This window comes from beta proteobacterium MWH-UniP1 (assembly GCA_036362785.1).
Lineage (GTDB): Bacteria > Pseudomonadota > Gammaproteobacteria > Burkholderiales > Burkholderiaceae_A > Lacustribacter.
In genome coordinates this window covers 1,056,343-1,081,157 of sequence record CP143625.1, presented here as the reverse complement: position 1 = coordinate 1,081,157, position 24,815 = coordinate 1,056,343, and the positions used below count along the sequence as shown (strand labels likewise).

General features: G+C 56.5%; 26 protein-coding genes. 3 read left to right on the top strand and 23 right to left on the bottom strand.

Annotation, left to right across the window (positions count from 1 at the left end; genetic code table 11):
• The first annotated feature begins 51 nt into the window (after positions 1-51).
• Entirely contained in the window at positions 52-753 is a 702-nt protein-coding gene (locus tag AOB54_05270; protein ID WVN40928.1) for a pirin family protein, read from the top strand.
• A gap of 15 nt (positions 754-768) precedes the next feature.
• Here the strand turns inward: AOB54_05270 and guaA are convergent, their stop codons facing one another.
• The 4 genes from guaA to AOB54_05250 are packed head-to-tail and all read right to left on the bottom strand — an operon-like array spanning position 769 to position 4,699.
• Positions 769-2,415: a glutamine-hydrolyzing GMP synthase gene (gene guaA, locus AOB54_05265; protein WVN40927.1), complete on the bottom strand. Its 1,647-nt coding sequence runs from the start codon at positions 2,413-2,415 to the stop codon at positions 769-771.
• On the bottom strand, positions 2,415-3,878 hold the full coding sequence (guaB, locus tag AOB54_05260) for an IMP dehydrogenase (GenBank protein WVN40926.1): 1,464 nt from the start codon (positions 3,876-3,878) through the stop codon (positions 2,415-2,417). Before guaB ends, guaA begins: the two co-directional genes overlap by 1 nt.
• Before the next feature lie 26 nt (positions 3,879-3,904).
• A complete protein-coding gene (locus AOB54_05255) occupies positions 3,905-4,261 on the bottom strand; it encodes an RnfH family protein (GenBank protein ID WVN40925.1) in 357 nt (118 codons plus the stop codon).
• 3 nt (positions 4,262-4,264) lie between these two features.
• Positions 4,265-4,699, bottom strand: a complete 435-nt coding sequence (locus AOB54_05250; protein ID WVN40924.1) for a type II toxin-antitoxin system RatA family toxin — start codon at positions 4,697-4,699, stop codon at positions 4,265-4,267.
• A gap of 11 nt (positions 4,700-4,710) precedes the next feature.
• Between AOB54_05250 and smpB the strand changes: the two genes are divergently transcribed.
• Positions 4,711-5,166: an SsrA-binding protein SmpB gene (smpB, locus tag AOB54_05245; protein ID WVN40923.1), complete on the top strand. Its 456-nt coding sequence runs from the start codon at positions 4,711-4,713 to the stop codon at positions 5,164-5,166.
• A 140-nt stretch (positions 5,167-5,306) separates the two neighbouring features.
• On the opposite strand, the gene AOB54_05240 is transcribed toward smpB, so the two are convergent.
• From AOB54_05240 to ppsA, 3 genes are all read right to left on the bottom strand, one after another.
• Positions 5,307-5,567: a BrnA antitoxin family protein gene (locus AOB54_05240; protein WVN40922.1), complete on the bottom strand. Its 261-nt coding sequence runs from the start codon at positions 5,565-5,567 to the stop codon at positions 5,307-5,309.
• On the bottom strand, positions 5,536-5,826 hold the full coding sequence (locus AOB54_05235) for a BrnT family toxin (GenBank protein ID WVN40921.1): 291 nt from the start codon (positions 5,824-5,826) through the stop codon (positions 5,536-5,538). Before AOB54_05235 ends, AOB54_05240 begins: the two co-directional genes overlap by 32 nt.
• A 266-nt stretch (positions 5,827-6,092) precedes the next feature.
• Entirely contained in the window at positions 6,093-8,498 is a 2,406-nt protein-coding gene (ppsA, locus tag AOB54_05230) for a phosphoenolpyruvate synthase (protein WVN40920.1), read from the bottom strand.
• A gap of 70 nt (positions 8,499-8,568) precedes the next feature.
• Here ppsA and AOB54_05225 point away from each other — a divergent pair, with 70 nt between their 5' ends.
• Complete coding sequence (locus tag AOB54_05225) at positions 8,569-9,435, top strand: pyruvate, water dikinase regulatory protein (protein ID WVN40919.1); 867 nt, start codon at positions 8,569-8,571, stop codon at positions 9,433-9,435.
• Here AOB54_05225 and AOB54_05220 read toward each other — a convergent pair.
• From AOB54_05220 to rpsB, 16 genes are all read right to left on the bottom strand, one after another.
• A complete protein-coding gene (locus AOB54_05220; protein ID WVN40918.1) occupies positions 9,432-10,307 on the bottom strand; it encodes an RNA methyltransferase in 876 nt (291 codons plus the stop codon). The genes AOB54_05225 and AOB54_05220 overlap by 4 nt on opposite strands.
• Positions 10,297-10,935, bottom strand: a complete 639-nt coding sequence (locus tag AOB54_05215; protein WVN40917.1) for a ribonuclease HII — start codon at positions 10,933-10,935, stop codon at positions 10,297-10,299. Before AOB54_05215 ends, AOB54_05220 begins: the two co-directional genes overlap by 11 nt.
• Positions 10,932-12,164 carry a lipid-A-disaccharide synthase gene (gene lpxB / locus AOB54_05210; protein WVN40916.1) on the bottom strand — a complete coding sequence of 411 codons (1,233 nt, stop codon included), beginning with the start codon at positions 12,162-12,164 and terminating at the stop codon, positions 10,932-10,934. Before lpxB ends, AOB54_05215 begins: the two co-directional genes overlap by 4 nt.
• Positions 12,124-12,921, bottom strand: coding sequence for an acyl-ACP--UDP-N-acetylglucosamine O-acyltransferase (gene lpxA, locus AOB54_05205; GenBank protein ID WVN40915.1), 798 nt, complete (start codon positions 12,919-12,921; stop codon positions 12,124-12,126). Before lpxA ends, lpxB begins: the two co-directional genes overlap by 41 nt.
• Positions 12,922-12,925: 4 nt before the next feature.
• Positions 12,926-13,372 carry a 3-hydroxyacyl-ACP dehydratase FabZ gene (fabZ, locus tag AOB54_05200; protein ID WVN40914.1) on the bottom strand — a complete coding sequence of 149 codons (447 nt, stop codon included), beginning with the start codon at positions 13,370-13,372 and terminating at the stop codon, positions 12,926-12,928.
• Between the two features lie 24 nt (positions 13,373-13,396).
• Positions 13,397-14,467, bottom strand: coding sequence for a UDP-3-O-(3-hydroxymyristoyl)glucosamine N-acyltransferase (gene lpxD, locus AOB54_05195; protein WVN40913.1), 1,071 nt, complete (start codon positions 14,465-14,467; stop codon positions 13,397-13,399).
• A gap of 21 nt (positions 14,468-14,488) precedes the next feature.
• Positions 14,489-15,001: an OmpH family outer membrane protein gene (locus AOB54_05190; GenBank protein ID WVN40912.1), complete on the bottom strand. Its 513-nt coding sequence runs from the start codon at positions 14,999-15,001 to the stop codon at positions 14,489-14,491.
• A gap of 115 nt (positions 15,002-15,116) precedes the next feature.
• A complete protein-coding gene (bamA, locus tag AOB54_05185) occupies positions 15,117-17,438 on the bottom strand; it encodes an outer membrane protein assembly factor BamA (GenBank protein WVN42770.1) in 2,322 nt (773 codons plus the stop codon).
• Positions 17,439-17,536: 98 nt separating this feature from the next.
• Complete coding sequence (gene rseP / locus AOB54_05180; GenBank protein ID WVN40911.1) at positions 17,537-18,826, bottom strand: RIP metalloprotease RseP; 1,290 nt, start codon at positions 18,824-18,826, stop codon at positions 17,537-17,539.
• The gene (locus AOB54_05175) at positions 18,823-20,028 is read right to left on the bottom strand and encodes a 1-deoxy-D-xylulose-5-phosphate reductoisomerase (protein ID WVN40910.1); all 1,206 of its coding nucleotides are present in this window, start codon (positions 20,026-20,028) and stop codon (positions 18,823-18,825) included. The genes rseP and AOB54_05175 overlap by 4 nt, the downstream gene beginning before the upstream one ends.
• Before the next feature lie 2 nt (positions 20,029-20,030).
• Complete coding sequence (locus AOB54_05170) at positions 20,031-20,906, bottom strand: phosphatidate cytidylyltransferase (GenBank protein WVN40909.1); 876 nt, start codon at positions 20,904-20,906, stop codon at positions 20,031-20,033.
• Complete coding sequence (gene uppS / locus AOB54_05165; protein ID WVN40908.1) at positions 20,885-21,667, bottom strand: polyprenyl diphosphate synthase; 783 nt, start codon at positions 21,665-21,667, stop codon at positions 20,885-20,887. Before uppS ends, AOB54_05170 begins: the two co-directional genes overlap by 22 nt.
• Before the next feature lie 34 nt (positions 21,668-21,701).
• Positions 21,702-22,265 (bottom strand): ribosome recycling factor, encoded by a 564-nt coding sequence (frr, locus tag AOB54_05160; GenBank protein WVN40907.1) that lies wholly within the window; start codon positions 22,263-22,265, stop codon positions 21,702-21,704.
• 54 nt (positions 22,266-22,319) lie between these two features.
• Positions 22,320-23,033: a UMP kinase gene (pyrH, locus tag AOB54_05155; GenBank protein ID WVN40906.1), complete on the bottom strand. Its 714-nt coding sequence runs from the start codon at positions 23,031-23,033 to the stop codon at positions 22,320-22,322.
• A gap of 50 nt (positions 23,034-23,083) precedes the next feature.
• On the bottom strand, positions 23,084-23,974 hold the full coding sequence (tsf, locus tag AOB54_05150; GenBank protein ID WVN40905.1) for a translation elongation factor Ts: 891 nt from the start codon (positions 23,972-23,974) through the stop codon (positions 23,084-23,086).
• A gap of 82 nt (positions 23,975-24,056) precedes the next feature.
• Positions 24,057-24,806 carry a 30S ribosomal protein S2 gene (gene rpsB, locus AOB54_05145; GenBank protein ID WVN40904.1) on the bottom strand — a complete coding sequence of 250 codons (750 nt, stop codon included), beginning with the start codon at positions 24,804-24,806 and terminating at the stop codon, positions 24,057-24,059.
• Between the last annotated feature and the right edge of the window lie 9 nt (positions 24,807-24,815).

The window sequence follows — 24,815 nt, the reverse complement described above, 5'->3', positions numbered from 1 at the left end:
CATACCAAGGCGTTACCCCCAACGCCTGACCCAACACAGGAGAACCAGAGCATGCTGACCCTTCGAAAATCCCAGGACCGAGGCTTTGCCGACCATGGCTGGCTCAAGAGCCACCATTCCTTTTCTTTTGCCGATTATTACGATCCCGCCCACATGGGCTGGGGCAACCTGCGCGTGATCAATGAAGACCGCGTGGCGCCCGGCATGGGCTTTGGCACCCATGGCCATCGCGACATGGAGATCATCAGCTATGTGCTCTCGGGTGCGCTGGCCCACCAAGACAGCATGGGCAATGGCACATCGATCCAGCCGGGAGACGTGCAGCGCATGAGCGCGGGGCGCGGTGTGACCCACAGCGAATTCAATCACGCCAGCGACGCCACAACCCATTTTCTCCAGATCTGGATCGAGCCAAACCAGCGGGGAATTGTGCCAAGTTACGAGCAGAAAGCCTTTTCTGAAACCGAAAAGCGCGGCACCCTGCGCCTGGTCGCATCGCCCGACGGTGCCAATGGATCTGTTCGCATTCATGCCGATGCCGCCCTTTACGCTGGGCTGTTCAACGGAACAGAGTCATTCGTGCTGCCCTTAAACCCGGCACGCAAGGCCTATGTGCACTTGGTAAGCGGTGTTCTCAAAGTGAACGGCCAGCGACTGCTCACCGGCGATGCAGCCATGTTGGCCGATGAGCGTGAAGTCGCACTGTCAGACGGAGAAGACGCGGAAGTCTTGGTCTTTGATCTGACGGCTTAATTAGGTTGAGTGAGTTTATTCCCACTCAATCGTGGCAGGCGGCTTTCCGGAAATATCGTAGACCACGCGGTTAATACCGCGGACTTCATTGATGATACGGTTCGACACATGCGAGAGCAGCTGATGCGGCAGATGGGCCCAGTGTGCTGTCATGAAGTCGCTGGTCACCACAGCACGCAGCGCCACAACCCACTCATAGGTGCGGCCATCGCCCATCACGCCCACCGACTTCACCGGCAAGAACACTGCAAAGGCCTGGCTGGTTAAGTCGTACCAGCTCTTGCCCACATCGGCCGCATCACACAGGCCAGCAGCGACATCTTGTGCGGTGGTCTTGGTGTCACGCAGTGTGCGAATAAAAATGTCATCGGCGCGCTGCAAGAGCGGCACGAATTCTGGGTGAATCTCGCCAAGAATTCGCACACCAAGGCCCGGCCCTGGGAATGGGTGCCGATACACCATCTCGGGCGGCAGCCCCAGCGCCACGCCAAGCTTGCGCACTTCATCTTTAAAGAGTTCACGCAGGGGCTCAAGCAACTGCAGTTTCAGCGTGTCTGGCAGACCACCGACATTGTGGTGCGATTTAATCGTGGTGGCTTTTTTGGTCTTCGCACCGGCCGACTCAATCACATCGGGGTAGATCGTGCCCTGGGCCAGCCATTTTGCATTTGATAGCTTTGCGGACTCTTCTTGAAAGACATGCACAAATTCGCGGCCAATGATCTTTCGTTTCTGCTCGGGATCGGACACACCCTTTAAGTGCCCCATGAACTGGTCTTTGGCATTCACGTGGATCACCTTCACACCCATGTGTTTGGCAAATAAATCCATCACCTGTTCGGCCTCTTGCCAACGCAGCAGACCATGGTCCACAAACACGCAAGTTAACTGATCGCCAATTGCTTTGTGAATGAGTGCCGCCGCAACCGATGAATCCACACCGCCCGACAGCCCCAGAATCACTTGGTCACTGCCGACCTGTTTACGAATCGCCGCAACCGCCTCTTCTACATAATTCGGCATGTTCCAATCGGGTTGCGCTTTACAAATATCAAGCACGAAGCGATTCAGTATCGCGGTGCCCTGTTTGGTGTGAGTAACTTCAGGGTGAAACTGCACACCATAAAACTTCTTGGCTTCGTTGGCCATGCCAGCAATCGGGCAAGACTCTGTGGATGCCATCAGCTTAAAGCCGGCAGGCATCTCCACCACCTTGTCGCCGTGGCTCATCCAGACATCCAAAAGGCCATAACCCTCGGATGTGCGATGGTCTTCAATGTCTTTCAGCAAATCAGTGTGGCCACGGGCCCGCACCTGGGCATAACCAAATTCGCGAACCTTTCCGCTTTCAACTTTGCCGCCCAACTGTTCGGCCATGGTCTGCATGCCATAGCAAATGCCCAGCACCGGCACGCCACGCTCAAACACGGCTTTCGGTGATCGCGGTGTTTCGTCTTCGGTCACGGACATGGGGCCGCCCGACAAGATGATGCCCTTTAAGGTGTCTGACACCGTGCCTGACACCTTGCCGTAATTCAACACAAAATCATCAGAGACATCACAGGGGAAGATTTCGCAGAACACGCCGGCTTCACGCACACGACGCGCAATCAGCTGCGTGACTTGCGAGCCGAAGTCAAGAATCAGAATTTTGGAATGCATCAGTCGACGTGATAGTTGGGCGCTTCTTTGGTGATCTGCACATCATGCACGTGCGACTCGCGGATACCGGCACTTGTGATTTCAACAAACTGTGCCCGCTCATGAAAATCTGCAATCGAGCCGCAGCCACAATACCCCAGGCTAGAGCGCACGCCACCGGCCAACTGGAAAAGAATTGCCTTCACGCTGCCTTTGTAGGGCACACGGCCCTCGATGCCTTCGGGCACAAATTTATCCGGGTTGGGATTGTCGCCCTCTTGGAAGTAACGGTCTGCAGAGCCTGCCTGCATTGCGCCCACCGAACCCATGCCGCGATAGCTTTTATACGAGCGGCCCTGAAAGAGAATAATTTCACCGGGTGCCTCGTCGGTGCCCGCAAACATGCCGCCCATCATGACCGTGTGGGCGCCGGCCGCCAATGCCTTGGCAAGGTCACCGGAATAACGAATGCCGCCATCCGCAATCAGCGGCACACCGGTGCCCTTGAGCGCCGCAGCCACATTGGCAATTGCCGTGATCTGGGGCACACCCACACCCGCCACAATTCGGGTGGTGCAGATGGAACCAGGACCAATCCCCACTTTCACCCCGTCGGCGCCATGCTTGAGCAGCGCCTTGGCGGCCTCGCCAGTGGCGATATTGCCGCCGATCACCTGCACATCGGGGTAATGCTTTTTCACCCATTGGACTCGGTCCAACACGCCCTTGGAGTGGCCGTGGGCCGTATCCACCACGATGACGTCAACCCCTGCTTTGGCCAGCAGATCGACCCGCTCTTCTGTGCCCTCGCCCACGCCAACGGCAGCGCCAACACGCAGCTTGCCAAGCGCATCACGGCAGGCCAATGGGTGTTCAATACCTTTGAAAATATCTTTTACCGTGATCAGCCCGCGAAGCTCAAACGCATCGTTGACCACCAGCACACGCTCGATGCGGTGCTTATGCATGAGTTCTTTGGCCTCTTCAACACTCGCCCCTTCTTTGACGGTAACGAGCCGCTCTTTGGGCGTCATGATGCTGGAGACGGGCTGATCAAGCCGTGTCTCGAATCGACGGTCCCGATTGGTCACAATGCCCACAACCTTGCCGTCTTTCACGACCGGCAGGCCAGAAATCTTGCGCTCCGATGAAACGGCTAAAAGCTCGCGGACCGACATTTCTGGGTGGACCGTGATCGGGTCTTTCACCACACCAGCCTCGAAGCGTTTTACTTTCAAGACCTCTTTGGCCTGAAGTTCTGGGCTTAGGTTTTTGTGGATGATGCCAATGCCACCCTCTTCCGCTAAGGCGATGGCCAGGCGGCCTTCTGTCACCGTGTCCATGGCCGCAGAGACCACGGGCAGGTTCAGTGCAATATCGCGGGTGAGTTTGGTGGTCAGCGACGTGTCGCGGGGAAGAACCTGGGAATAGTCCGGAACCAGCAGGACGTCGTCAAAGGTCAGGGCTTTTTGTAGCAGGCGCATGGGCGCTCCAAAGGTCCAAAGCGGAATTATACCGACCCGGACCCTGCCTTTTGGCGCTTTGCGAGTCGGGCTTTTTTAAGTTCGGCAAGCTTTAACTTGGCCCGCTGCCGGCGGGCGTCCTTTGGGTCGGCGATCAGGGGCCGCCAGAGCTCAATGCGGTCACCGTCGATTAAGGCCTCATCAAGCGGCTTGGCAAGCCCAAAGACCCCGATGCCACTGGCTCGCTGCCAGGCTGACTTAAGTTCCGGGAGCAGGTCCGCATGGTCGCGAATGTCGGCAGGTGTACTGCCCAATGGGACAAGAATGTCCTGGCGCAGGGTCCTATCGGGCCACGCGGCGCAGACCTGGACATGAATGTTTACGGTCGTTCGGCCCTGATCCACGGCTTACTTGTCGTAGACCGCTTCGGCCCGCTTTACAAAAGAATCCACAAAGGTCGCTGTGATGTAAGAAAACACCGGGCCCACCACTTTTTCCAAAAGCCCATTCGAGAAGTGGTACTGCAGATTGAAATCCACGCGGCAGGCGTCTTCGGCCAAGGGTGTAAAGACCCAGTGGCCCTCGAGCGACTTAAAGGGGCCGTCTTTAAGCTTCATGTCGATCCGTTTGCCAGGGTCGTTCACGTTTTCGGTGCTAAACGACTGTTTAATCCCCTTGAAGTCGATCTTGAGCTCGGCAGACAGCGTATTGCCGTTTTGCTCTAGAATTCGCCCTCCCCCGCACCAGGGCAGAAAAGCGGGGTAGTCTTCACATTTAAAGACCAGGTCATACATCTGCTGGGCCGAATAAGGCACTAAAACTGATTTCGTAACGTCGGGCATTTCGCTATTTTATGTCGATCATCCAAAACAAGAAGGCTTTCCATGACTTCTTCATAGAGGAACGCTATGAGGCTGGGATCGTGCTCGAGGGTTGGGAGGTCAAAGCCATCCGGGCCGGCCGTAGCAATCTGAAGGAATCTTATGTTTTGGTGCGTAATGGCGAAGTCTTTTTGCTGGGCTGCCATATCTCGCCCCTGCCCACCGCATCGACCCATGTCTTGCCCGACCCCACCCGAACCCGCAAGCTGCTGCTTAAGGCTGAGGAGATCCGTAAACTGATCGGCAAGGTGGAGCGGGCGGGCTACACCCTGGTGCCCATTGACCTGCACTACGTGCGTGGCCGCATCAAAATCGAGATCGGCCTGGCCAAGGGCAAAAAGCAGCACGACAAGCGGGCCACTGAGAAAGACAAAGAGTGGCAGCGCGAAAAGCAACGGCTGGTTCGGGATTCCGTGAAGCGGGGCTAATCGCCCGTCGCCCCGTCCGACAGGAAATGGTCCGTTAGTTACGTAAGCTAGGTCGGCCTGTCGTCGGGCCTGCCCCGGCTCCAAGCGTTCGCCGGGTTCAGATCCCGATGCGTTCCGACCACAGTGTGCGAAGGAAACCTTTAGCCCGACCGAGCTGCCGCCCGAATAGCCCGAAGAACCACCCGCTCAACAGTTGCCTCGGTCACCGGTGCAGACTTCGGATCAATGACGCTACGCAGCGCATCGTTAATCAAGGTTTGATAGCCCTTCCCAGACTTTTCCGCACGCGATCGAAATGCAGCAATGACGTCGTTATCCAGCATGATGGTTAGACGGGTTTTACCTCCCCCGCTGACCACTGGGCCAGATTTAGCGTTGCTGAAGTCGTAATCTTTTCTCATCGTAGGTTCTCGCTTCTGCATTGCTGGCTTTTCGCGCCGAAATGATCCGAATGTTGTCATCGCGTTCAGTAAAACATATGACCAAAACGCGGTTCAGGCTATCCATTGCGAGCGTTAAAAATCGTTGTTCGCCCACCGCATCCGGGTCTTCGATCGTCTGGGCATAGTCGTCATAAAAAGCTGCCTCTACGTCCGGAAATGCGACCCCATGTTTACGCAAGTTTTCAGCGGGTTTGGCAGGATCGAATTCAATCGCCATACCAAGGTATACCTATTTTATGCATATTGCAATCCCAAGCAGTAAGTTGGGAATTGTCGGAGCCGCCGCCGCTGCCCTCAATTAGCCAGAGGGGCTAGAACACATGCACTGGATGTAACGAAGGGGCTTCCAAAGCCCGACCGGCCTAGGAATTAATCGCTCAGGTAACACTGGTCGGAAGGCATCGGGATCTGAACCCGGCGAACGCTTGGAGCCGGGGTAGGCCCGATGACAGGCCGACCGCCGACGAATCGCTAGACGAACCGCTATTTAGCGAGCGAATTCCAGGTATCAACCACGGTATCCGGATTCAGCGAGATCGACTGAATCCCGATATCCATCAGCCAGTGGGCCAGATCCGGGTGATCCGATGGGCCCTGGCCACAGATGCCGACATATTTGCCAGCCCGGTTGCAGGCATCAATCGCCATCTTAAGCAGTGCCTTTACTGCTGGGTCACGCTCGTCAAACTTGTCGGCCACCAGACCAGAATCACGATCAAGCCCCAGCGTGAGCTGCGTCAGATCGTTTGAACCGATCGAGAAACCATCAAAGTGCTTTAAGAACGCATCAGCCAGCAATGCATTGGACGGCAGCTCGCACATCATGATCAGCCGCATGCCACCTTGGCCATTTTTATCAGCGCCACTGCCACGCTTCAAACCATATTTCGCGAGCAGCTCTTCCACGCCCCTGGCCTCAGCAACCGTGCGCACGAAGGGCACCATGAGCTCCACATTGGTTAGGCCCATGTCTTCACGCACACGACGCATGGCGATACATTCCATCTCGAAGCAGTCTTCGAAATCTTTGGCCAGATAACGCGAGGCGCCGCGAAAGCCCAGCATTGGGTTTTCTTCCTCGGGCTCGTAACGTGAACCACCAATCAGTTTGCGATACTCATTGGACTTGAAGTCGGACAGGCGAACAATCACCGGCTTTGGCCAGAAGGCCGCTGCAATCGTGGCCACGCCTTCAGCCAGTTTGTCGATAAAGAAATCACGCGGCGATGCATGGCCACGCGACACTTTTTCCACTGCGTTTTTCAAGTCGGCATCAACGTTCGGGAAGTCCAAAATCGCCTTGGGGTGAACGCCAATGTTGTTGTTGATGATGAATTCCAAACGGGCCAGGCCCACCCCCGCATTGGGAATCGACTGGAATTCAAAGGCCAACTGCGGGTTGCCCACGTTCATCATGATCTTCACGGGCACCTTGGGCATTTCGCCCACGTGCACGGTGGTGACTTCCGTTTCCAATAATCCTTCGTAGATCTTGCCGGTATCGCCTTCCGCGCAAGACACCGTGACCTGCTGGCCGTCTTTCACATGGTCGGTCGCATCACCACAGCCCACGACTGCAGGAATACCCAGCTCACGGGCAATAATGGCCGCGTGGCAGGTACGACCGCCACGATTGGTCACAATGGCTGATGCCCGCTTCATGACCGGTTCCCAGTTGGGGTCGGTCATGTCAGTGACCAGCACATCACCGGGCTGCACACGTTCCATCTCACGGGCATCTTCAATCACACGCACAACACCGGCACCAACCTTCTGACCAATGGCACGGCCCTGAGCCAATACATGGCCGGTGGCCTTGAGCTTAAATTTCTGCTGTGCGTCGCCGTTTTTCTGCTGCGACTTCACGGTCTCGGGGCGGGCCTGCAAGATGTAGAGCTTGCCGTCATTGCCGTCTAAGCCCCACTCGATATCCATGGGGCGCTGGTAATGCTTTTCGATAATCAGTGCATAGCGGGCAAGTTCGGTCACCTGCTCATTGGTCAATGAATAACGGTGGCGATCGGCATCGGCCACATCCACTGTCTTCACCGCCTTGCCCGTGGACTTGCGTTCCGCATCGGTGGCAAAGGTCATCTTGATCAGCTTGCTGCCAATCTGCCGGCGAATCACCGCAGACTTGCCCGCAGCGAGCATGGGCTTATGCACATAAAACTCATCAGGGTTCACCGCGCCCTGCACCACGGTTTCACCAAGACCATAAGAGCTGGTGATAAAGACCACATCGTTAAAGCCAGACTCGGTGTCCATGGTGAACATCACGCCAGCCGCGCCCAAGTCCGAGCGGACCATGCGCTGAATACCGGCCGACAGGGCCACATCGGCGTGGGCAAAGCCCTTGTGCACGCGGTAGCTAATGGCACGGTCGTTGTAAAGCGATGCAAACACGTGCTTGATCTTATCGAGCACGTCGTCAATGCCCACCACATTAAGAAATGTTTCCTGTTGGCCGGCAAAAGATGCATCCGGCAGATCTTCGGCGGTGGCCGAAGAACGGACGGCCACCGAAATGCCGGGGCTGTCTTGAATCATCTTGGCGTAATGGTCCTTAATCTGTGCTTCTAACTCTGGGGGCAATGGGGTCTCCACCACCCAGCGGCGGATTTCCTCGCCGCATTGGGCCAGGGCCCGAACGTCTTCGACATCCAGGGTATCGAGCCGCTGATTAATCCGCTCGCGCAGGCCGCCGTAATCCAGAAACGCCCGAAACGCGGCAGCCGTGGTGGCAAAGCCCCCGGGCACCCGCACGCCAGCAGCGGCAAGCTGGGAAATCATTTCCCCAAGGGAAGAATTCTTGCCGCCGACCGAATCCACGTCGGTCATACGGAGTTCTTGGAAAGGGACTACCCAGGGCTGGGCGGATTTGTTCATTAATGCCACCTAAATAGATAATGGGGACTACGCGACTTCTGAATTTTACCCAGTCTTTTCAAAAGGCCCCATGCCACCCTATTCCGCCCTATCGGCCCGCCAGGAGTCTGACAGCGAGGTCACACTTGCCGGCAGAACGGTGTTTTTCGTCTCGGATGGCACCGGCATCACGGCCGAGACCTTTGGGTCATCGATCCTGGCCCAGTTCGACAAGCTGAAATTTCGGCTTCGCCGCCTGCCTTTTGTCGATTCGATCGAAAAGGCCGACCAGGCCGCCAATGTGATCGAGACCCAGGCCCAGGAAGACGGCAAACGGCCCATCGTGTTTTCAACCCTGGTCAACACCAAAATTCTGGAGCGGATCAAAAAAGTCGAGGCCCTGCATCTCGACATGTTCCAGACCTTTGTGGAGCCCTTAGAGCGAGAGCTCGGCGTGAAGTCCACCCATGCCATTGGCCGCTTTCATCACGCCACGGATACCGACGCCTATAAAAGCCGGATCGAGGCGATCAATTTTTCGCTGGCCCATGACGATGGCCAGTCGATTAAAAACCTGCAAGAGTCCGATGTCATTTTGGTGGGCGTTTCGCGCAGTGGCAAAACACCCACCAGCCTTTATCTGGCCATGCAGTACGGTTTAAAAGTGGCCAACTGCCCGTTGATCCCGGAAGACTTCGAGCGCAACGAACTGCCCTCGACCGTGAAGCCCTTTAAGTCCAAGCTCTTTGGACTGACGATTGATCCCGATCGGCTCTCTCAGATTCGCAATGAACGCCGGCCTGGATCGAAGTACGCATCGATTGAAAACTGCCGCATGGAAGTTTCTTCTGCAGAAGCCATGATGAAACGTGAGGCGATCAGCTGGTTATCCACCACCACCAAATCGATTGAAGAAATCGCCACCACCATTCTGACCAAGCTCAACCACGTTCGTTAAACGAGTCGCTTGCGCCGCAGGGTTTCAAACAGGCAGACGCTGGCTGCAGCGGCCACATTTAAGGATTCGACTCGCGGTGACTGCGGGATCACCACGGTTTGTGAGCGGGTCAGTAATTCCGCCGACACGCCATCGCCCTCTTGGCCAAACACCCAGGCCACAGCAGACTCCAGCGGCAGGCGGTTTTCATAAAGCGATACCGCAGCCTGTGAATTGGCAGTGGCCAAAAGTGAAAGCCCCTGATCGGCTGCCCGAAGTACCGCGGCCTCGGTGCTCAACAGTTCTGTAATACGCAAGGCAAAGTGGGCCCCCATCGCCGCGCGCAACACCTTGGGTGCATAAAGATCGACCGTGCCCGTAATGGACCAGACCTCGGTCACGCCCGATGCGGCTGCCGATCGCAGAATCGACCCCGCATTTCCCGGGTCTTGCAGGCGATCAAGAATCACTACATCGCCCTGCCCCGCCGATTTTTTCGTACCCACTTGCGTTTCGGTGACGCCCTGAGCAAACGCCGACACCGGTACCACCATGCCCCAGCCAGCAGATGTTTCGACCTGCGAGATCTCGGCAAAAAGCTTGGCATCTAAAAGCCACGTGGCCGCGCAGGCCGCAACAATCTCGTGGTCAATCATATCCAGACGACTCTCGCTTGAGATCACCAGAATCGGTTCACGAATCTCGGCCTGGTCTGAAATCGCGCCACTGCCGGGATTGGATCGGCCCTGTTGCGCTTCCACATAACTGCGGCATAGCCGTGACCCCTCTAACCACGCGGCATGGTGCGCGCGTCGCACACGGCCACCAGCGGTGATGTCTTTTAAAAGTTTAAAGGCCGCGTTGTGTCGCGATTCAATGGATTTAGTGGGCATGATCTTGGCCCTGCATTTTTTCTAAGGCACGCGCCACTGGCGCAAAGCTTCTTCGGTGAACGGGTGTCACGCCATGCTCTTGCAGTGCCTGAAGATGGGCTGCCGTGCCATAGCCTGCATGCTGGGCAAACCCATAGGCCGGATAGACCTCGTGCAGCCGGCGCATCTCCGCATCGCGGGCCGTCTTAGCAAGAATCGATGCTGCAGAGATCTCCGCCACCTTTTGATCGCCTTTGACAATGGTCTGGGTGGCATAAGGCCAATGCCATGGCCCCTGAAAATCACCCGGTGATCGATTGCCATCGACCTGAACTTCTAAAGATCTGGGATCAATCACAGGCTGAGATGACGCAAGCCGTTGCAAACAGCACTCCACCGCACGGGCCATGGCCAAAAAGGTGGCCCGCAGAATATCGATCTGATCAATCTCTTCCACACTGGCCCAGCCAATGCCCCAGGCCAGACTGTCGGCCTGAATTTTGGGGGCAAGCTGTTCACGTTTTTTTTCTGACAAGACTTTTGAATCGGCCAGGCCCACCAGGCCATGATCGGCACCCAAGATCACCGCAGCGGCACAAACCGGCCCAGCAAGTGGGCCGCGGCCTGCTTCATCCACGCCAACAATCACGCTAGCGCACCTTTCCCGCGTGCCAACTCCATGGTCAAGATGTCGGCGATTTTCTGGGCGGCGTTTTGTCGCAGCTGATGGTGCAGGCCAGAAAAAGCTTCGGTTAATTCCGCCACGCGTGCAGGCTGATCCAGCCAGTCCAACACAGCCCTGACAAGATTGTCTGGTGTGACCTGCTCTTGAATCAGTTCGGGAACAGCGCGGCGGCCCAGCAAGATATTGGGCAGACCAATGTCTTGAATGAGAGCCCGGCGTTTCATGAGCGTGTAGGTTAACGACGGCACACGATAGGCAATGACCATTGGCTTTTTAAACAAGGCGGTTTCCAGTGTTGCGGTGCCGCTGGCCACCAAGGCCACATCACAGGCCGCCATCACCAAATGGGACACCGGGTCGCCACCATCTTGCTGAATCAGCCGCACACCTGCGGCCTGCGCCTGCTGAAAGCCTGGGTGCTGTTCAATGCGTTTGGCCATGGCCTGAGACGATGCCGGAATCACAACAGTGGCTCGCGCGCAGAGCATGGCCGCCGCCTTGAAAAACGCGCTTCCGTTATGACGGAGTTCTCCCGCACGTGAGCCCGGCAACACCGCAATCACCGGCTTATCCAGTGAAAGATTTAATTTGTGTCGTGCTGCCTGCTGGTCGGGAACCAGCGGGATCAGATCGGCAATCGGGTGGCCGACATAAGTCGCCTGCACACCGGTACCCTTGTAGCAGTCGGGCTCAAACGGAAAGATGCACAGCATGTGATCCACCGCCTTTTGAATCTTCAAAATCCGTTCTGGCCGCCATGCCCAGATCGATGGGCTGATCAGGTGAACCGTGCGGACTCCTTTTTTGCGGACGCGGGCCTCGACCCCCAGATTAAAGTCCGGTGCATCCACGCCCAGATAAACCTGTGGCTTCCACTTATCGATGTATTCCAAGAGCCAGTAGCGGACCGACAAAATGTGCACGATTTTTGAGAGTGCCTCGACATAGCCCCGCACGGCAAGATCGTCGCTGGTGAACCAGCAATCCATGCCAATGGCTTTGAGCCGCTCACCACCAATGCCACCGACTTCCAGGCCGGGATTGGCCGTCATGACACGGGCCAGTGCATCGGCCGCAATCAAATCACCCGAAGCTTCGCCGGTGACTGCTACCAGGCGTTTTGGCAGCTGCTCAGCTTGGCCCATGACCGCGTTATCGGACAATGCCCCGCGTGGCGGCACCCAGAAATTCAATTAAAGGTGCGACTGCCTGGCGATCAGTTGCGTCGGCCGTGCCGATCTCGTTTGGATCCGATAGCTTTTCAATGGCCTGAGCCAATGTGTTGCCCGATTTGTAGAGCACTTTGTAAGCACGCCGCAGTGCTGCCACCTGGCCTTCGGTAAAGCCACGACGTTTTAAGCCTTCGGTGTTAATTCCGTGGGCCGATGCGGGGTTACCGTTGGCCATGACATAGGGCGGCAGATCTTGCAGCAAGGTGGTGCCCGCGCCCGTCATGGCATGGGCCCCGATTTTCACGAATTGATGCACGCCCGTGATGCCGCCAAGAATTGCCCAGTCGCCCACCACCACATGGCCCGCAAGTTGGGTAGCGTTGGCCATGATGGTGTTGGACCCCACCTGGCAGTCATGGGCAATGTGGACATAGGCCATGATCCAATTGTTCGACCCAATACGCGTGATGCCACCGTCTTGAACAGTGCCAAGATTGACCGTGCAGCATTCACGAAACGTGTTGTGGTCACCAATTTCTAACTGGGTGGGTTCACCCTTGTATTTCTTATCCTGGGGTGGCCCACCAATCACGCAGTGAGAGTGAATGGTGTTGTGTTGGCCCAGCACGGTATTGCCCACCACCTGGGCATAAGGATGAATCACAGTGCCCGCACCAACACGAACGCCAGCACCCACAATGGCAAATGGCCCGACCGTGACATCGCTGGCCAGTTCTGCCTGCGGGTCAACAATGGCAGACGCGTGAATCTTGGCCATGGGCTTAGGCCTTGCCAGGTACGTCACGCAAGGCGCACATCAGATCGGCTTCCGCAGCGATCTGACCATCGACCATAGCCTGGCACTTGTACTTCCACAGGCCACGTGAGTGCCGCTCGATCGTGACATGCAACATCAAGACATCACCAGGCACCACGGGCCGCTTAAAGCGACAGTTATCGATGCCGACAAAAAAATAAAGTGAGTTGTCGTCGGACTGACTGCCCATGGTCTTAAACGACAAGATGCCTGCGGCCTGGGCCAAGGCTTCCACAATCAACACGCCAGGCATGACCGGAAAGTGGGGAAAGTGGCCGTTGAAGAACTCTTCGTTCATGGTCACATTTTTCTGGGCCACGATGCGCTCACCCGGCACAATTTCATTGACCCGATCCACCAGCAAAAAGGGATAACGGTGTGGCAGCGTGTCCAGAATTTCACGAATGTCCATTGGCTTTGATCCTTTAGGTCTTACTTACTTATCGTTGTCACTGTCTTGCGATTGGCGTAGATGCTGCACCTGGCGGCGAAGCTCGGGCAGCCGGCGAACTGCTGCAGCACTCTTTTCCCAGTCGGCCTGTTTGGCCAAGGGATAGACCCCCACGTATTTGTCTGCAGCTTCAATACTCGACATCACCAGGCTCATGGGCCCGATCACCGTGCCATCGGCAATGGTGAGGTGACCCAACACCCCCGCTGCCCCGCCAATTTGGCAATGGGCCCCAATGGTGGCGCTGCCGGCAATGCCCACACAGGCTGCAATGGCGGTGTGATCGCCAATGGCCACGTTGTGCGCCACCTGAATTTGATTATCTAGTTTCACACCGTCACCAATGCGGGTGTCATCCAGCGTGCCACGATCAATCGTGGTGTTGGCGCCGATTTCCACATCGGCACCAATCCGAACACCACCCACTTGGGGAATCTTCACCCAAGAACGATCTGCGGTTGGCGCAAAGCCAAAGCCATCGGCACCAATTACCGCACCGCTATGAATAATGGCCCGTTCACCAATAACCGTGTCGCGATACAGCGTGACCCGTGGGTAGAGCACCGAGCCCGCACCAATCTGCACGGATTCATCGATCACACAGCCTGCGCCAATATCGCAGTCATCCCCGATCACACTTTTCGCGCCGATTACCGCAGTCGCCGCAATTCGCACACGCTGGCCGATCTTGGCGCTTGGGTCGACACAGGCACTGGGGTGAATCACCGTCTCTCGAACGGATTCACTGCGTGCCCGTGCCAATAGCCAGGTGGCGGCCTTGGCGAAATAAAGATAGGGCTCGGGCGTTTCGATCAGGGCCGCCGTCAGCCCAAGCGAGCGTGCCGAAGCGGCGTCTTTCAGAATAATCAGGCTTGCCTTGGTGTTGGCCAGCTGATCTTGATACTTCGGGTTCGCCAGAAACGTGGCGTCGCCAAGATGGGCCTTGGCCAAGCCCGCAAAGCGGCAGATTCTGGTGGTGGCGTCGCCATCGAGCCGGCCACCGAACTGCCCAACGAGTTCCTGGGCAGTTACAAAGTGATGGTGGCTGGCGTCCATTGAATGCCAGTGGAAGGCGTTTTAACGCGCCGCTGAATTCAGCGAGCGCAGCACTTTTTCAGTGATGTCGATACGTGGCGAGGCATAGACGGCCTCTTGGAAGATGATGTCGAACTTCTCAGCTTCCGCAATCTGGCGGATGGCGCGGTTCGCGCGCTCGATCACACCAGCCAACTCTTCGTTTCGACGCTGATTCAGGTCTTCGCGAAATTCCCGCTGACGACGCTGCAGATCACGCTCAAGCTCGGCCGTCTCGCGTTGACGCTTCACGCGCTCAGATTCGGGCATAACGGTTGCGTCACGCTCAAGACGGGAACTGGCTTCTTTCAGCTTAGCGGCGGCTTCCTGAATGCCCTTTTCCCGCTTGGCAAACTCTTGCTCCAGCTTTTGCTGAGAGGCTTTTGCGGGGGCGGACTCACGCAAGATGCGCTCGGTATTTACGAAACCGATCTTGGTGTCCTGGGCAGACGCAGGAGCAACCAACAAAACCATGGCCGATAAGCCAACGCCAATAGACAAACGCTTCAAGAACATAGGCAACACAGAACTCCAATCAGGTTTTCAGCCATTTTCTCACGAATCCCGCCCGAAAACCGGACAGGCCGATAGGCCAGCCCCTATTCCCGCCGGGGACTGGCCAGGGGGCCACTTAAAAGCCAGTGCCGATCTGGAACTGCAGGCGCTGGGTCTCGTCTCCGGTCTTTTTGCGGATGGCGCTACCCATGCTGAGTTTCAGCGGCCCAACGGGCGAGAGCCACGACAGGCCCACACCGACCGAGGCCCGCAGGTCAGACCCGCTCATGTCTTCGTTTTCCTGCCAGACCGACCCCACGTCAAAGAAGGTAAAGAGTCGAATGGTGCGGTCCTGGGCCATGCCCGGCAGCGGGAAGAGTAATTCGTTGTTCAGCACGATCTTGCGGTTGCCGCCGAGCGCTGCGTTATCCGACGCATCTCGACCACCGATACCGCCACCGGCAAAGCCACGGACGGAGCCGATACCACCAACATAGAAGTTCTTAAGAATTGGGTAAGGCTTGCCACCCAGGCCCTCGCCCCAGCCGATTTCGCCGTTAAAGGCATAGGTCATGCTGCGGGTGAGCGGGAAGAACCACTGGTGGCCCAGGGTGGTCCGCACAAACTCCATCTCCCCCAGGGGCGTGGCGTAGTCCACGTTCACGTATTGCGATGTGCCACGGGTTGGCGCAATCGCGCTGTCACGCGAGTCCCGCGACCAGCCAAGCGTTAACGAATATGCGTCCAGATTATCGGTGCCAAACTGATTCACTTCGGTCGTGATTCGGGAAGGCCACTGGCTGCGGTCCCCGCCATATTTGCTTTGCTCGAAGTTGGCACCCAAGAAGATCCGATCCTCTTCGGTATACGGGATACCGAATCGAACACCAGCCCCCTGAGAGTTCACCGAATACTTGTTGGCGGTATTGAGCTCATCCGGCTCGAACTTACGGGTGTAAACGTTGATCGAGCGGCTCACACCATCATCGGTCCAATACGGGTCCACATGGGTAATCGCAAAGGTCTGGCGCAGGCTGCTGCTGTTGACTTCCAAAGACAGGTTCGTGCCAGTACCCAGGAAGTTTTGCTGGGTAATCGAGCCCGAAATCACCAGGTTATCGGTACTTGAAAAACCCACACCCAGAGTCAGCGCACCAAGTGGCCGCTCTTCCACTTTCACGTTGACATCGACTTGATCTGAGGTGCCTGGCACCGGGGCAGTATCAATCCCCACTTCCTTAAAGTAGCCCAGGCGATCAATACGGTTACGCGAGAGCTTGATGCGATCGGAGTCGTACCAGGACGCTTCAAACTGCCGCATCTCACGGCGAATCACTTCATCACGGGTTTTCGAGTTCCCGCTGATGTTGATGTTACGCACATAGACCCGGCGGCCCGGGTCCACCTGCAGCACGAAGGTAACTTCCTGGGTCTTGCGGTCAATCTCGGGCAAGGGCGTCACGCTGGCAAAGGCATAGCCCAGCTCGCCCAAGCGGTCGTTGATCGCCTTGCTCACGTTTTGCAGTTTTTCGTTAGAGAAGACTTCGCCGGGCTTGATGTTGACGAGCTTGGTGAACTCGCTCTCACGGCCGAGCATATCGCCCACCAACTTCACATTTTTAATCTTGAAGCGCTCACCCTCGTTGATCACGATGGTGATGAAGACATCTTTTCGATCGGGTGAGACCGAGACCTGGGTGGAATCCACCGCAAACTCTAAAAATCCACGGTTCAAATAAAAAGAACGCAGGGCCTCTAGGTCACCGGTGAGCTTTTGACGGGAATACTGGTCGGCCTTGGTGTACCAAGACATCCAGGTGGGTGTGGACAGCTTGAACTCTTCCCGCAGAACCGACTCTTTAAAAGACTTCGCGCCAACAATCTTGATCTCTTTGATCCGGGCGTCTTCACCCTCTTCTACCGCAATTTGAATGGCAACACGGTTGCGCTCAAGCGGCGTGACGGTGGACACAATCTTCACGTTGTACTTACCGCGGCCCAGGTACTGGCGTTTCAGTTCCTGCTCGGCGCGATCCAAAAGCGCCCGATCAAAAATTCGGGATTCGGCCAGGCCGGTGTCACGCAGGGCCTTTAGCAGGGTTTCTTTATCGAATTCTTTTGAGCCACTCACTTCTACCACGCCAATGGCAGGCCGTTCTTCCACCGAGATCACCAGCACTTCGCCGTCAAGCTCGATCCGCACGTCTTTAAAAAAGCCCGTGGCAAACAAGACCCGAACCGCTTCGGCGGTGCCCTGCTCGGTGACACGGTCACCAATTTGAATGGGGAGATAAGAAAAGACCGTGCCCGGCTCAATCCGCTGCAGACCCTCGACCCGCACATCGCGAACCACCACGCCCAGGTTGTTGTTGGCGGCCGGCTGGCTGGCAGCGGGTGCTGCAGGCGACGCGGCTGCGGGCTGCGCATGCACTGCCACAGACGGCAGCAATGCGCCCATGGTCAAGAGACTGGCGGCGATCGCAACGGCGACTTTGGAAGGCTTAGTGAAGGTGGGGGTTACAGGTTGCAGCATAAATTGGGTCGACATCCGATCATTCACAATCCCGCTAAGCGGGCAAAATCATTAAACAACGCCAAAACCGTCAGCATCAAAATCAGGGCCAGGCCGATCTTTCTGCCGGCCTCTTGGACTTCGGCATCAAGGGGCTGGCCGCGGACCAGCTCCCACAGATAATACAAGAGGTGGCCCCCGTCCAACATTGGAATGGGCAGAAGGTTTAAGACCGCAATACTGATACTGATTAAAGCCAAAAAGCCGATGAAGGCCTTGGCCCCGCTGCCAGCAGACTGGCCTGCTGCATCGGCAATGGTCACTGGACCACTGATTTGCCGCCACGAGATTTCCCCCATGATCATTCGGCCCAATGCCTGAAAGGTCAGCATGGTCATTTCAGCAGTCCGCGTCACGCCCTTGGTCATGGCCGTGAAGGGGTCGTCTGAGACGGTGACCGTGGCCACATCGCCCCCCACCACCGCACCGATACGCATCACGCCGTCGGGGCCCGCTTTTGGGGTCACCATGACACGCTCAGGCCCAGTGCCATCATCCACCACCAGTTCAATGGGATTGCCACCTGATTTTTGTACCGATTGAATGACCACATCGGGCTGACGGACATCCTGACCAGCCAGCTTCAAAAGCCGATCCCCCGCCCGAAGGCCCGCCGCCTCGGCTGCACTTCCCGGCTGAACACGCACTACCTTTACCGAACGACTCAAAGGCGAAAGCCCCAAGGCTGCAATCACCGCACTGGGATCTTCCGATGACGCCTGAGTTTTCAAAGTGATGTCGGCTGCACCACCCGCCGCGCGGGTCACCCGCAGCGCAATTTCACTTTGACCATCACCCACCAGGGCCTGTGCCATACGCCAACGCAAATCGGTGAAGCTGACCACCTCTTTGCCGTTGACAGCCACGATCTGATCTCCGGCCATCAGGCCTGCCACCGCCGCCGGACTCTGGGCAGGCGGCTGGGCCAAGACGGCCTGGGGCTCTTCACGTGGCGAGCCGAACAAGACCCCATAGGCGATCGCGGCAAAAATTAAATTCGATAGTGGGCCTGCAAACACAATCCAGGCACGAGAGCGCAGCGGCTTGGATTCAAACGATTCGTCTTGCATACGGACATAGCCGCCCAGCGGAACAGCCGAGATCACCCACTCGGTGCCGGTTTTTTTGGATGTCTTTTTAAAGAGTTCTTTGCCAAAGCCAATCGAAAACCGAAGCACCTGAACGCCACACTGACGGGCCGCCAGGTAATGGCCCATCTCATGGACAAAGACCAAAATGGCAATGGCCAGCAGAAACGACAGCACGGTGGTCACAATGCCACCTTCCCTGCGAACTCCAAGGCCACACGCCGTGCCCCACGGTCGACTTCAAGTAATTCCTGAAGAGAGGATGGTGCCCCGCCATGACCCCCAGACAGATGTTCAAGTGTTTTCTCAACAATCTGAAAAATATGGCCGAAACGAATACGCTCATTTAAAAACGCATCCACCGCGACTTCATTGGCGGCATTCAAAATGGCAGAGGCTGCACCACCCATGCGAAGGGTCTGACGGGCCAGAGCCAACGAAGGAAAGCGTTGGTCATCGGGTGGCTCGAAATCCAATCGTTTGTTCGATGACCAATCCAATTTCGACACAGGCGTGGCAATCCGTTTGGGCCAGCTCATGGCGCAGGCAATCGGGGTGCGCATATCGGGCGAGCCCAGCTGGGCCAGCACCGACCCATCATCGAATTCGACCATGGAATGCACCACACTCTGCGGATGCACCACTACATCGATGCGGTGCTCTGGGATGGCAAAAAGCCAGTGGGCCTCGATCAGTTCCAAGCCCTTATTCATCATGGTGGCCGAGTCCACCGATATCTTGCGGCCCATGGACCAATTCGGATGGGCGATGGCCTGGCTGACCGTGGCCTGAAAAATGGCGTCTTTTTCCCAGGTGCGAAATGGTCCGCCCGATGCTGTGAGCAATAAGCGTGTGACGCCATGGGGTGGACTGAAACACCGATAGTTTTCACCCAGACACTGAAAAATTGCATTGTGTTCGCTATCGATTGGCAGCACACAGGCACCGCCCTGCTTGGCGGCATCTACCATCAGCGCGCCAGCCATGACCAGGGCTTCTTTGTTGGCCAGCAGAATCGTTTTCCCCGCCTTGGCTGCGGCCAATGCAGAGGGCAGACCCGCTGCCCCAACAATACCCGCCACCACCAACTCGACAGCCGGATGGGCCGCTACTTCTGCAAGCGCAGCTTCGCCATCCATGACGGTGATGGCCCCACCCCAGTCGGTCTTGGCCAGCGCATCGCGCAGTTGCTTGGCGGCCTGGGGGTCGGTCATCACAACCGTGTTGGGGGTGAAGCGCTGACACAGTGGCAGCATCTTCTCAACATTGCGATGGGCCGTTAAGACCTCTGCCCGAAATTGGTCGGGGTGCAATGCAATCAGATCAAGCGTGCTCTCACCAATTGATCCGGTTGCGCCCAATACCGCGACTCGTTGCCCTACCCACATGCTTATATCGTCCCCGACTGAATCAGCGTCACGACACACATTGTCACCGGAATTACCGCCAGCAATGCATCAATTCGATCTAAAACCCCACCGTGGCCGGGCAACAGGCTGCCCGAGTCTTTCACGCCGGCAATTCGTTTTAAAAGCGATTCGTACAGATCGCCCATCACACTGACCAGGGTGATCAACACCGTGAAGGCCAGCATAAAGCCCCAGCCCATACTGATTTGAATTAACGAAAACACACTGCCCGCCGGATTGTTGGCCGAGACCGGCATGGTGTTGGCCATCACCACGGCCAGGATCAAGTTGGCCACAATGGCACCGATCACGCCCTCCCAGGTCTTGCCGGGACTCACCGCCGGTGCGAGCTTGCGTTTACCAAAGGCACGGCCCGCAAAATAAGCGGCGGTGTCGGCAACCCAAATGATCAACAAACAAGACAGCAAAAATGCTTTGCCCAGGCCATCGGCCTGAAGCAGGCCAAGCCAGGTGGCAAAGCACAGCACAAAGACCAAAAGGCGGCCGGTAAACCGTTGCCCGCCAATTCCAGCAAACCGGGCCACGGCAATAGGCACCGCCATCAGCCAAAAAATAGTGGCCAGAATGTAGATCGGCATCACACCTGCCCCCAGCCCCTGGGCTGCTGCCATAACGGAGGTGCTGCTCGAAAGTGCCGCCGCACCGAGTAAGGCCAGAGCAAAAGCGGCCACGCCACTTGCGGCATTGGATAGGCCAAGCAGCCGCATCCACTCAAAACAGGCAATAACAATAATTAGTAGAAGAAGACCATCGAACCACAGGGCCGGTGCCCACCACGCAACGCCAACTAAAACCAGAAGAAGAACTACCGCCGTTAGGATACGGGTGTGGAGCATTGCAGGACTTGGGCAGACGTGCGGCCAAAGCGGCGCTCACGCTGCTGATAGGACTGGATGGCTAAGTCGAGCTGATGGTCGTCAAACTCGGGCCAAAAACAATCAGTGAAATAAAACTCGGTGTAGGCAGACTGCCACAACAAGAAGTTGCTGATGCGCTCTTCGCCGCCCGTGCGAATAAACAAGTCGGGCTCGGGGGCGAAATGCATGGACAGGTGCGGGGCCAGCATTTCTTCCGTGATGGGCGCACCACTCTCAGCCAGCTCGGGATGCAGATCCAACATTTTTCGCGTGGCCTGCAAAATATCCCAGCGTCCACCGTAGTTGGCCGCAACGGTTAAGTGGAATTTGTCATTTTCGGCGGTAGCACCCTCGGCCCGCTCGATCATGTCGCAGAGTTTTTTGCTAAAGGCTGTGCGATCACCAATCACGCGCAGGCGCACACCATTGGTCCGCAAGTCCCGCACTTCTCGCTCCAGAGCCTTCAAAAACAAGCCCATCAAAAAAGACACCTCCTCTTCGGGGCGGCGCCAGTTTTCCGAGCTAAATGCAAAGACTGTTAGGTGCTTCACGCCCCGCTTCATGCAGGACTCCACCACCCCGCGCAGCGCGGCCACACCGCGCTCATGGCCCACCATGCGCGGCAGGTGCCGCTTATTGGCCCAACGGCCATTGCCGTCCATGATGACCGCCACATGCCGAGGCACATTGGGGATCTCGGGCACGACCAGGGTGGAGCTCTGCAGGGCGGGAATCGTCATGTGGATGTGGAATCAAATCAATGAAAGTCTGGAATCAGACCTTCATGATCTCCGATTCCTTTTGTATCAATAGTTTATCAATTTCTGCAATAAACCGATCGGTTAGTTTCTGGGTGTCGTCTTGGCCACGGCGCTCATCGTCTTCCGAAATCAGCTTATCTTTCACCAATTTCTTTAAGCTCTCATTGGCCTCGCGGCGGATATTACGAATGGCCACTTTGGTTTCTTCGCCCTCGGTCTTCACCACCTTGGTGAGTTCGCGACGACGCTCTTCGGTGAGCGCGGGCATAGGTACACGAATCAAATCGCCAGAGGTGGCCGGGTTTAAGCCCAAATCAGATTCCCGAATGGCCTTTTCCACCACAGCGACCATCTTCTTTTCCCAAGGCTGAACACCGATGGTGCGGCTATCAATCAGGGTGACATTGGCCACTTGGGCAAGCGGCGTGGGGTTGCCGTAATAGTCCACCGTGATGTGGTCCATTAAACCCGTGTGGGCGCGGCCGGTGCGGACCTTGGTGAGATTTAACTTTAGATTTTCAATGGTGCGGTTCATCTTCTGTTCCGCAGTCGCATGGACATCTTTTACGCTTGTCATCGCTTCTCTCTGATTGTCGTTAGACCAACACCGCGCGGGTAATCACGCGGCAAATTACACATGAACTAGCGTGCCCTCGGGCTCGCCTTGCACAATCCGGGCCAACGCCCCGGCTTTGAAAATACTGAATACGCGAATCGGCAGCTTCTGATCGCGGCACAGGGCAAATGCTGTGGCGTCCATGACCTTTAGGTTTTGTGAGATGGCCTCGTCAAAACTTACGGTTTCGTAGCGTTTCGCACTTGGGTCTTTTGCCGGGTCTGCGGTGTAGACGCCGTCGACCTTGGTGGCTTTGAGCACAATTTCCGCACCGATTTCAGCACCACGCAAGGCAGCCGCCGTGTCCGTGGTGAAAAATGGGTTGCCAGTGCCGGCAGCAAAAATCACCACCTTGCCCTCTTCCAGATAACGAATGGCCTTGGGCCGGATATAGGGCTCGACCACCTGATCAATGCGCAAGGCCGACTGGACACGGGCCGTCATGCCACAACGCCGCATGGCATCTTGCAATGCCAATGCATTCATCACCGTGGCAATCATGCCCATGTAGTCGGCGGTTGCCCGGTCCATGCCCGACGCCCCGAGCGCCACGCCCCGAAAAATGTTGCCGCCACCGATCACGACCGCAACCTCAACACCCATCGCTGTGACCTGCGCAATCTCTTTGACAATGCCATCAATCGTTTCGCGATTGATGCCGTATGGGTCATTGCCCATCAGGGCCTCACCAGAAAGTTTGAGCAGGATACGTTTGGTCGTTGCAGTCATATCGACAGTTTCTTAGAAGGTGGCGGGAATCTCCGAGCTCGATAAACGATTTATGCAGCCCGAGCAGCGGCAACCTGAGCAGCCACTTCAGCAGCAAAATCATCGGTGCGCTTTTCAATGCCTTCACCCACGATGTAAAGCGCAAACGAAGCAATCGAAGCACCCTTGGATTTCAAGAGCTGCTCAATGGTCTGCTTGCCATCTTCTGCTTTCACGAATACCTGGCCAAGCAGCGTGACTTCTTTTAAGAATTTAGCAACGGCACCGTCCACCATCTTGGCCACGATGTCAGCGGGCTTGCCCGACTCGGCAGCTTTTTCAGTGGCCACTCGGCGCTCGGTGTCGATCAATGCCTGATCCACACCAGAGGCATCCAAAGACTTGGGTTTAGATGCCGCAATGTGCATGGCCAGATCGCGGCCAAGGGCATCATCACCACCCACCAGATCCACCAGCACGCCGATCTTGGCACCACCGTGGATGTAGGAATACAGCTTGCCCTTTGCATTGAAGGTTGCAAAACGGCGCACCGAGATGTTTTCGCCAATTTTGCCAACCAAAGCGGTGCGCACTGATTCCACTGTGCCACCGGCCATGGCCTGACCGCCCAGGGCTTCGACATTGGCCACACCACCGCCGCAGACCAGCTTGGCCACATCCGCCGAAAACGCCAAGAAATCATCATTCTTGGCAACGAAGTCGGTCTCACAGTTCACTTCCACCATGGCCGCCTGATTGCCAGCCACATGAATGGCCACAATGCCTTCGGCGGTGACACGTGCTGCTGCTTTGCTGGCCTTGCTGCCCAGCTTCACACGCAAAATCTCTTCCGCCTTGGCCAGATCGCCATCAGCCTCGGTCAGTGCTTTTTTGCACTCCATCATGGGCGCGTCGGTCTTCTCGCGCAGTTCTTTCACCATTGCAGCTGTAATTTCAGCCATTTCTATTCTCCTATTCCTATATAAAAAACGAGGGGCCGATATGCTTTCAATCGCGCCCCTCTTTCATGTCACGACGATGAAATTAAGCGGCGCTTTCGACTTCCACGAATTCATCACCCTCGCCACGAATTGCAGCCACCACGTCGGCTACTGCATTGGCGCGGCCATCCAAAATGGCGTCGGCCACTGCACGGGCATACAACTTCACCGCACGGCTGGCGTCGTCATTACCGGGAATGACATAGTCCACGCCCTCGGGTGAGTGGTTGGTGTCCACAATGGCCACCACTGGAATGCCCAGTTTGTTGGCTTCTTGAATGGCGATCTTGTGATAGCCGACATCGACCACGAACAATGCATCGGGCAGGCCGGCCATGTCTTTAATACCGCCCAAGGTCTTGTTGAGCTTTTCCAACTCGCGGCCAAACGACAGGGCTTCTTTTTTGCTCATGCGCTCAGCGCCGCCTTCGGCCATGGTGGTTTCCATGTCTTTCAGACGCTTGATCGATGTCTTTACTGTTTTGAAGTTGGTCAGCATGCCGCCCAGCCAACGCTGATCGACATAAGGCATGCCGGCACGGGTGGCCTCTTCGGCGATGATCTCGCGCGACTGACGCTTGGTACCCACAAACATGATGGTGCCGCGACGCTGTGCGAGTTCTTTCACGAACTTCAACGCGTCGGTCATGTTGGCGACCGTTGCCTCTAGGTTGATGATGTGAATCTTGTTGCGATGGCCAAAGATATAAGGGGCCATCTTGGGGTTCCAGAAGCGGGTCTGGTGTCCGAAATGGACGCCTGCTTCCAGCATTTCACGCATTGATACTGACATTGCAAGTTC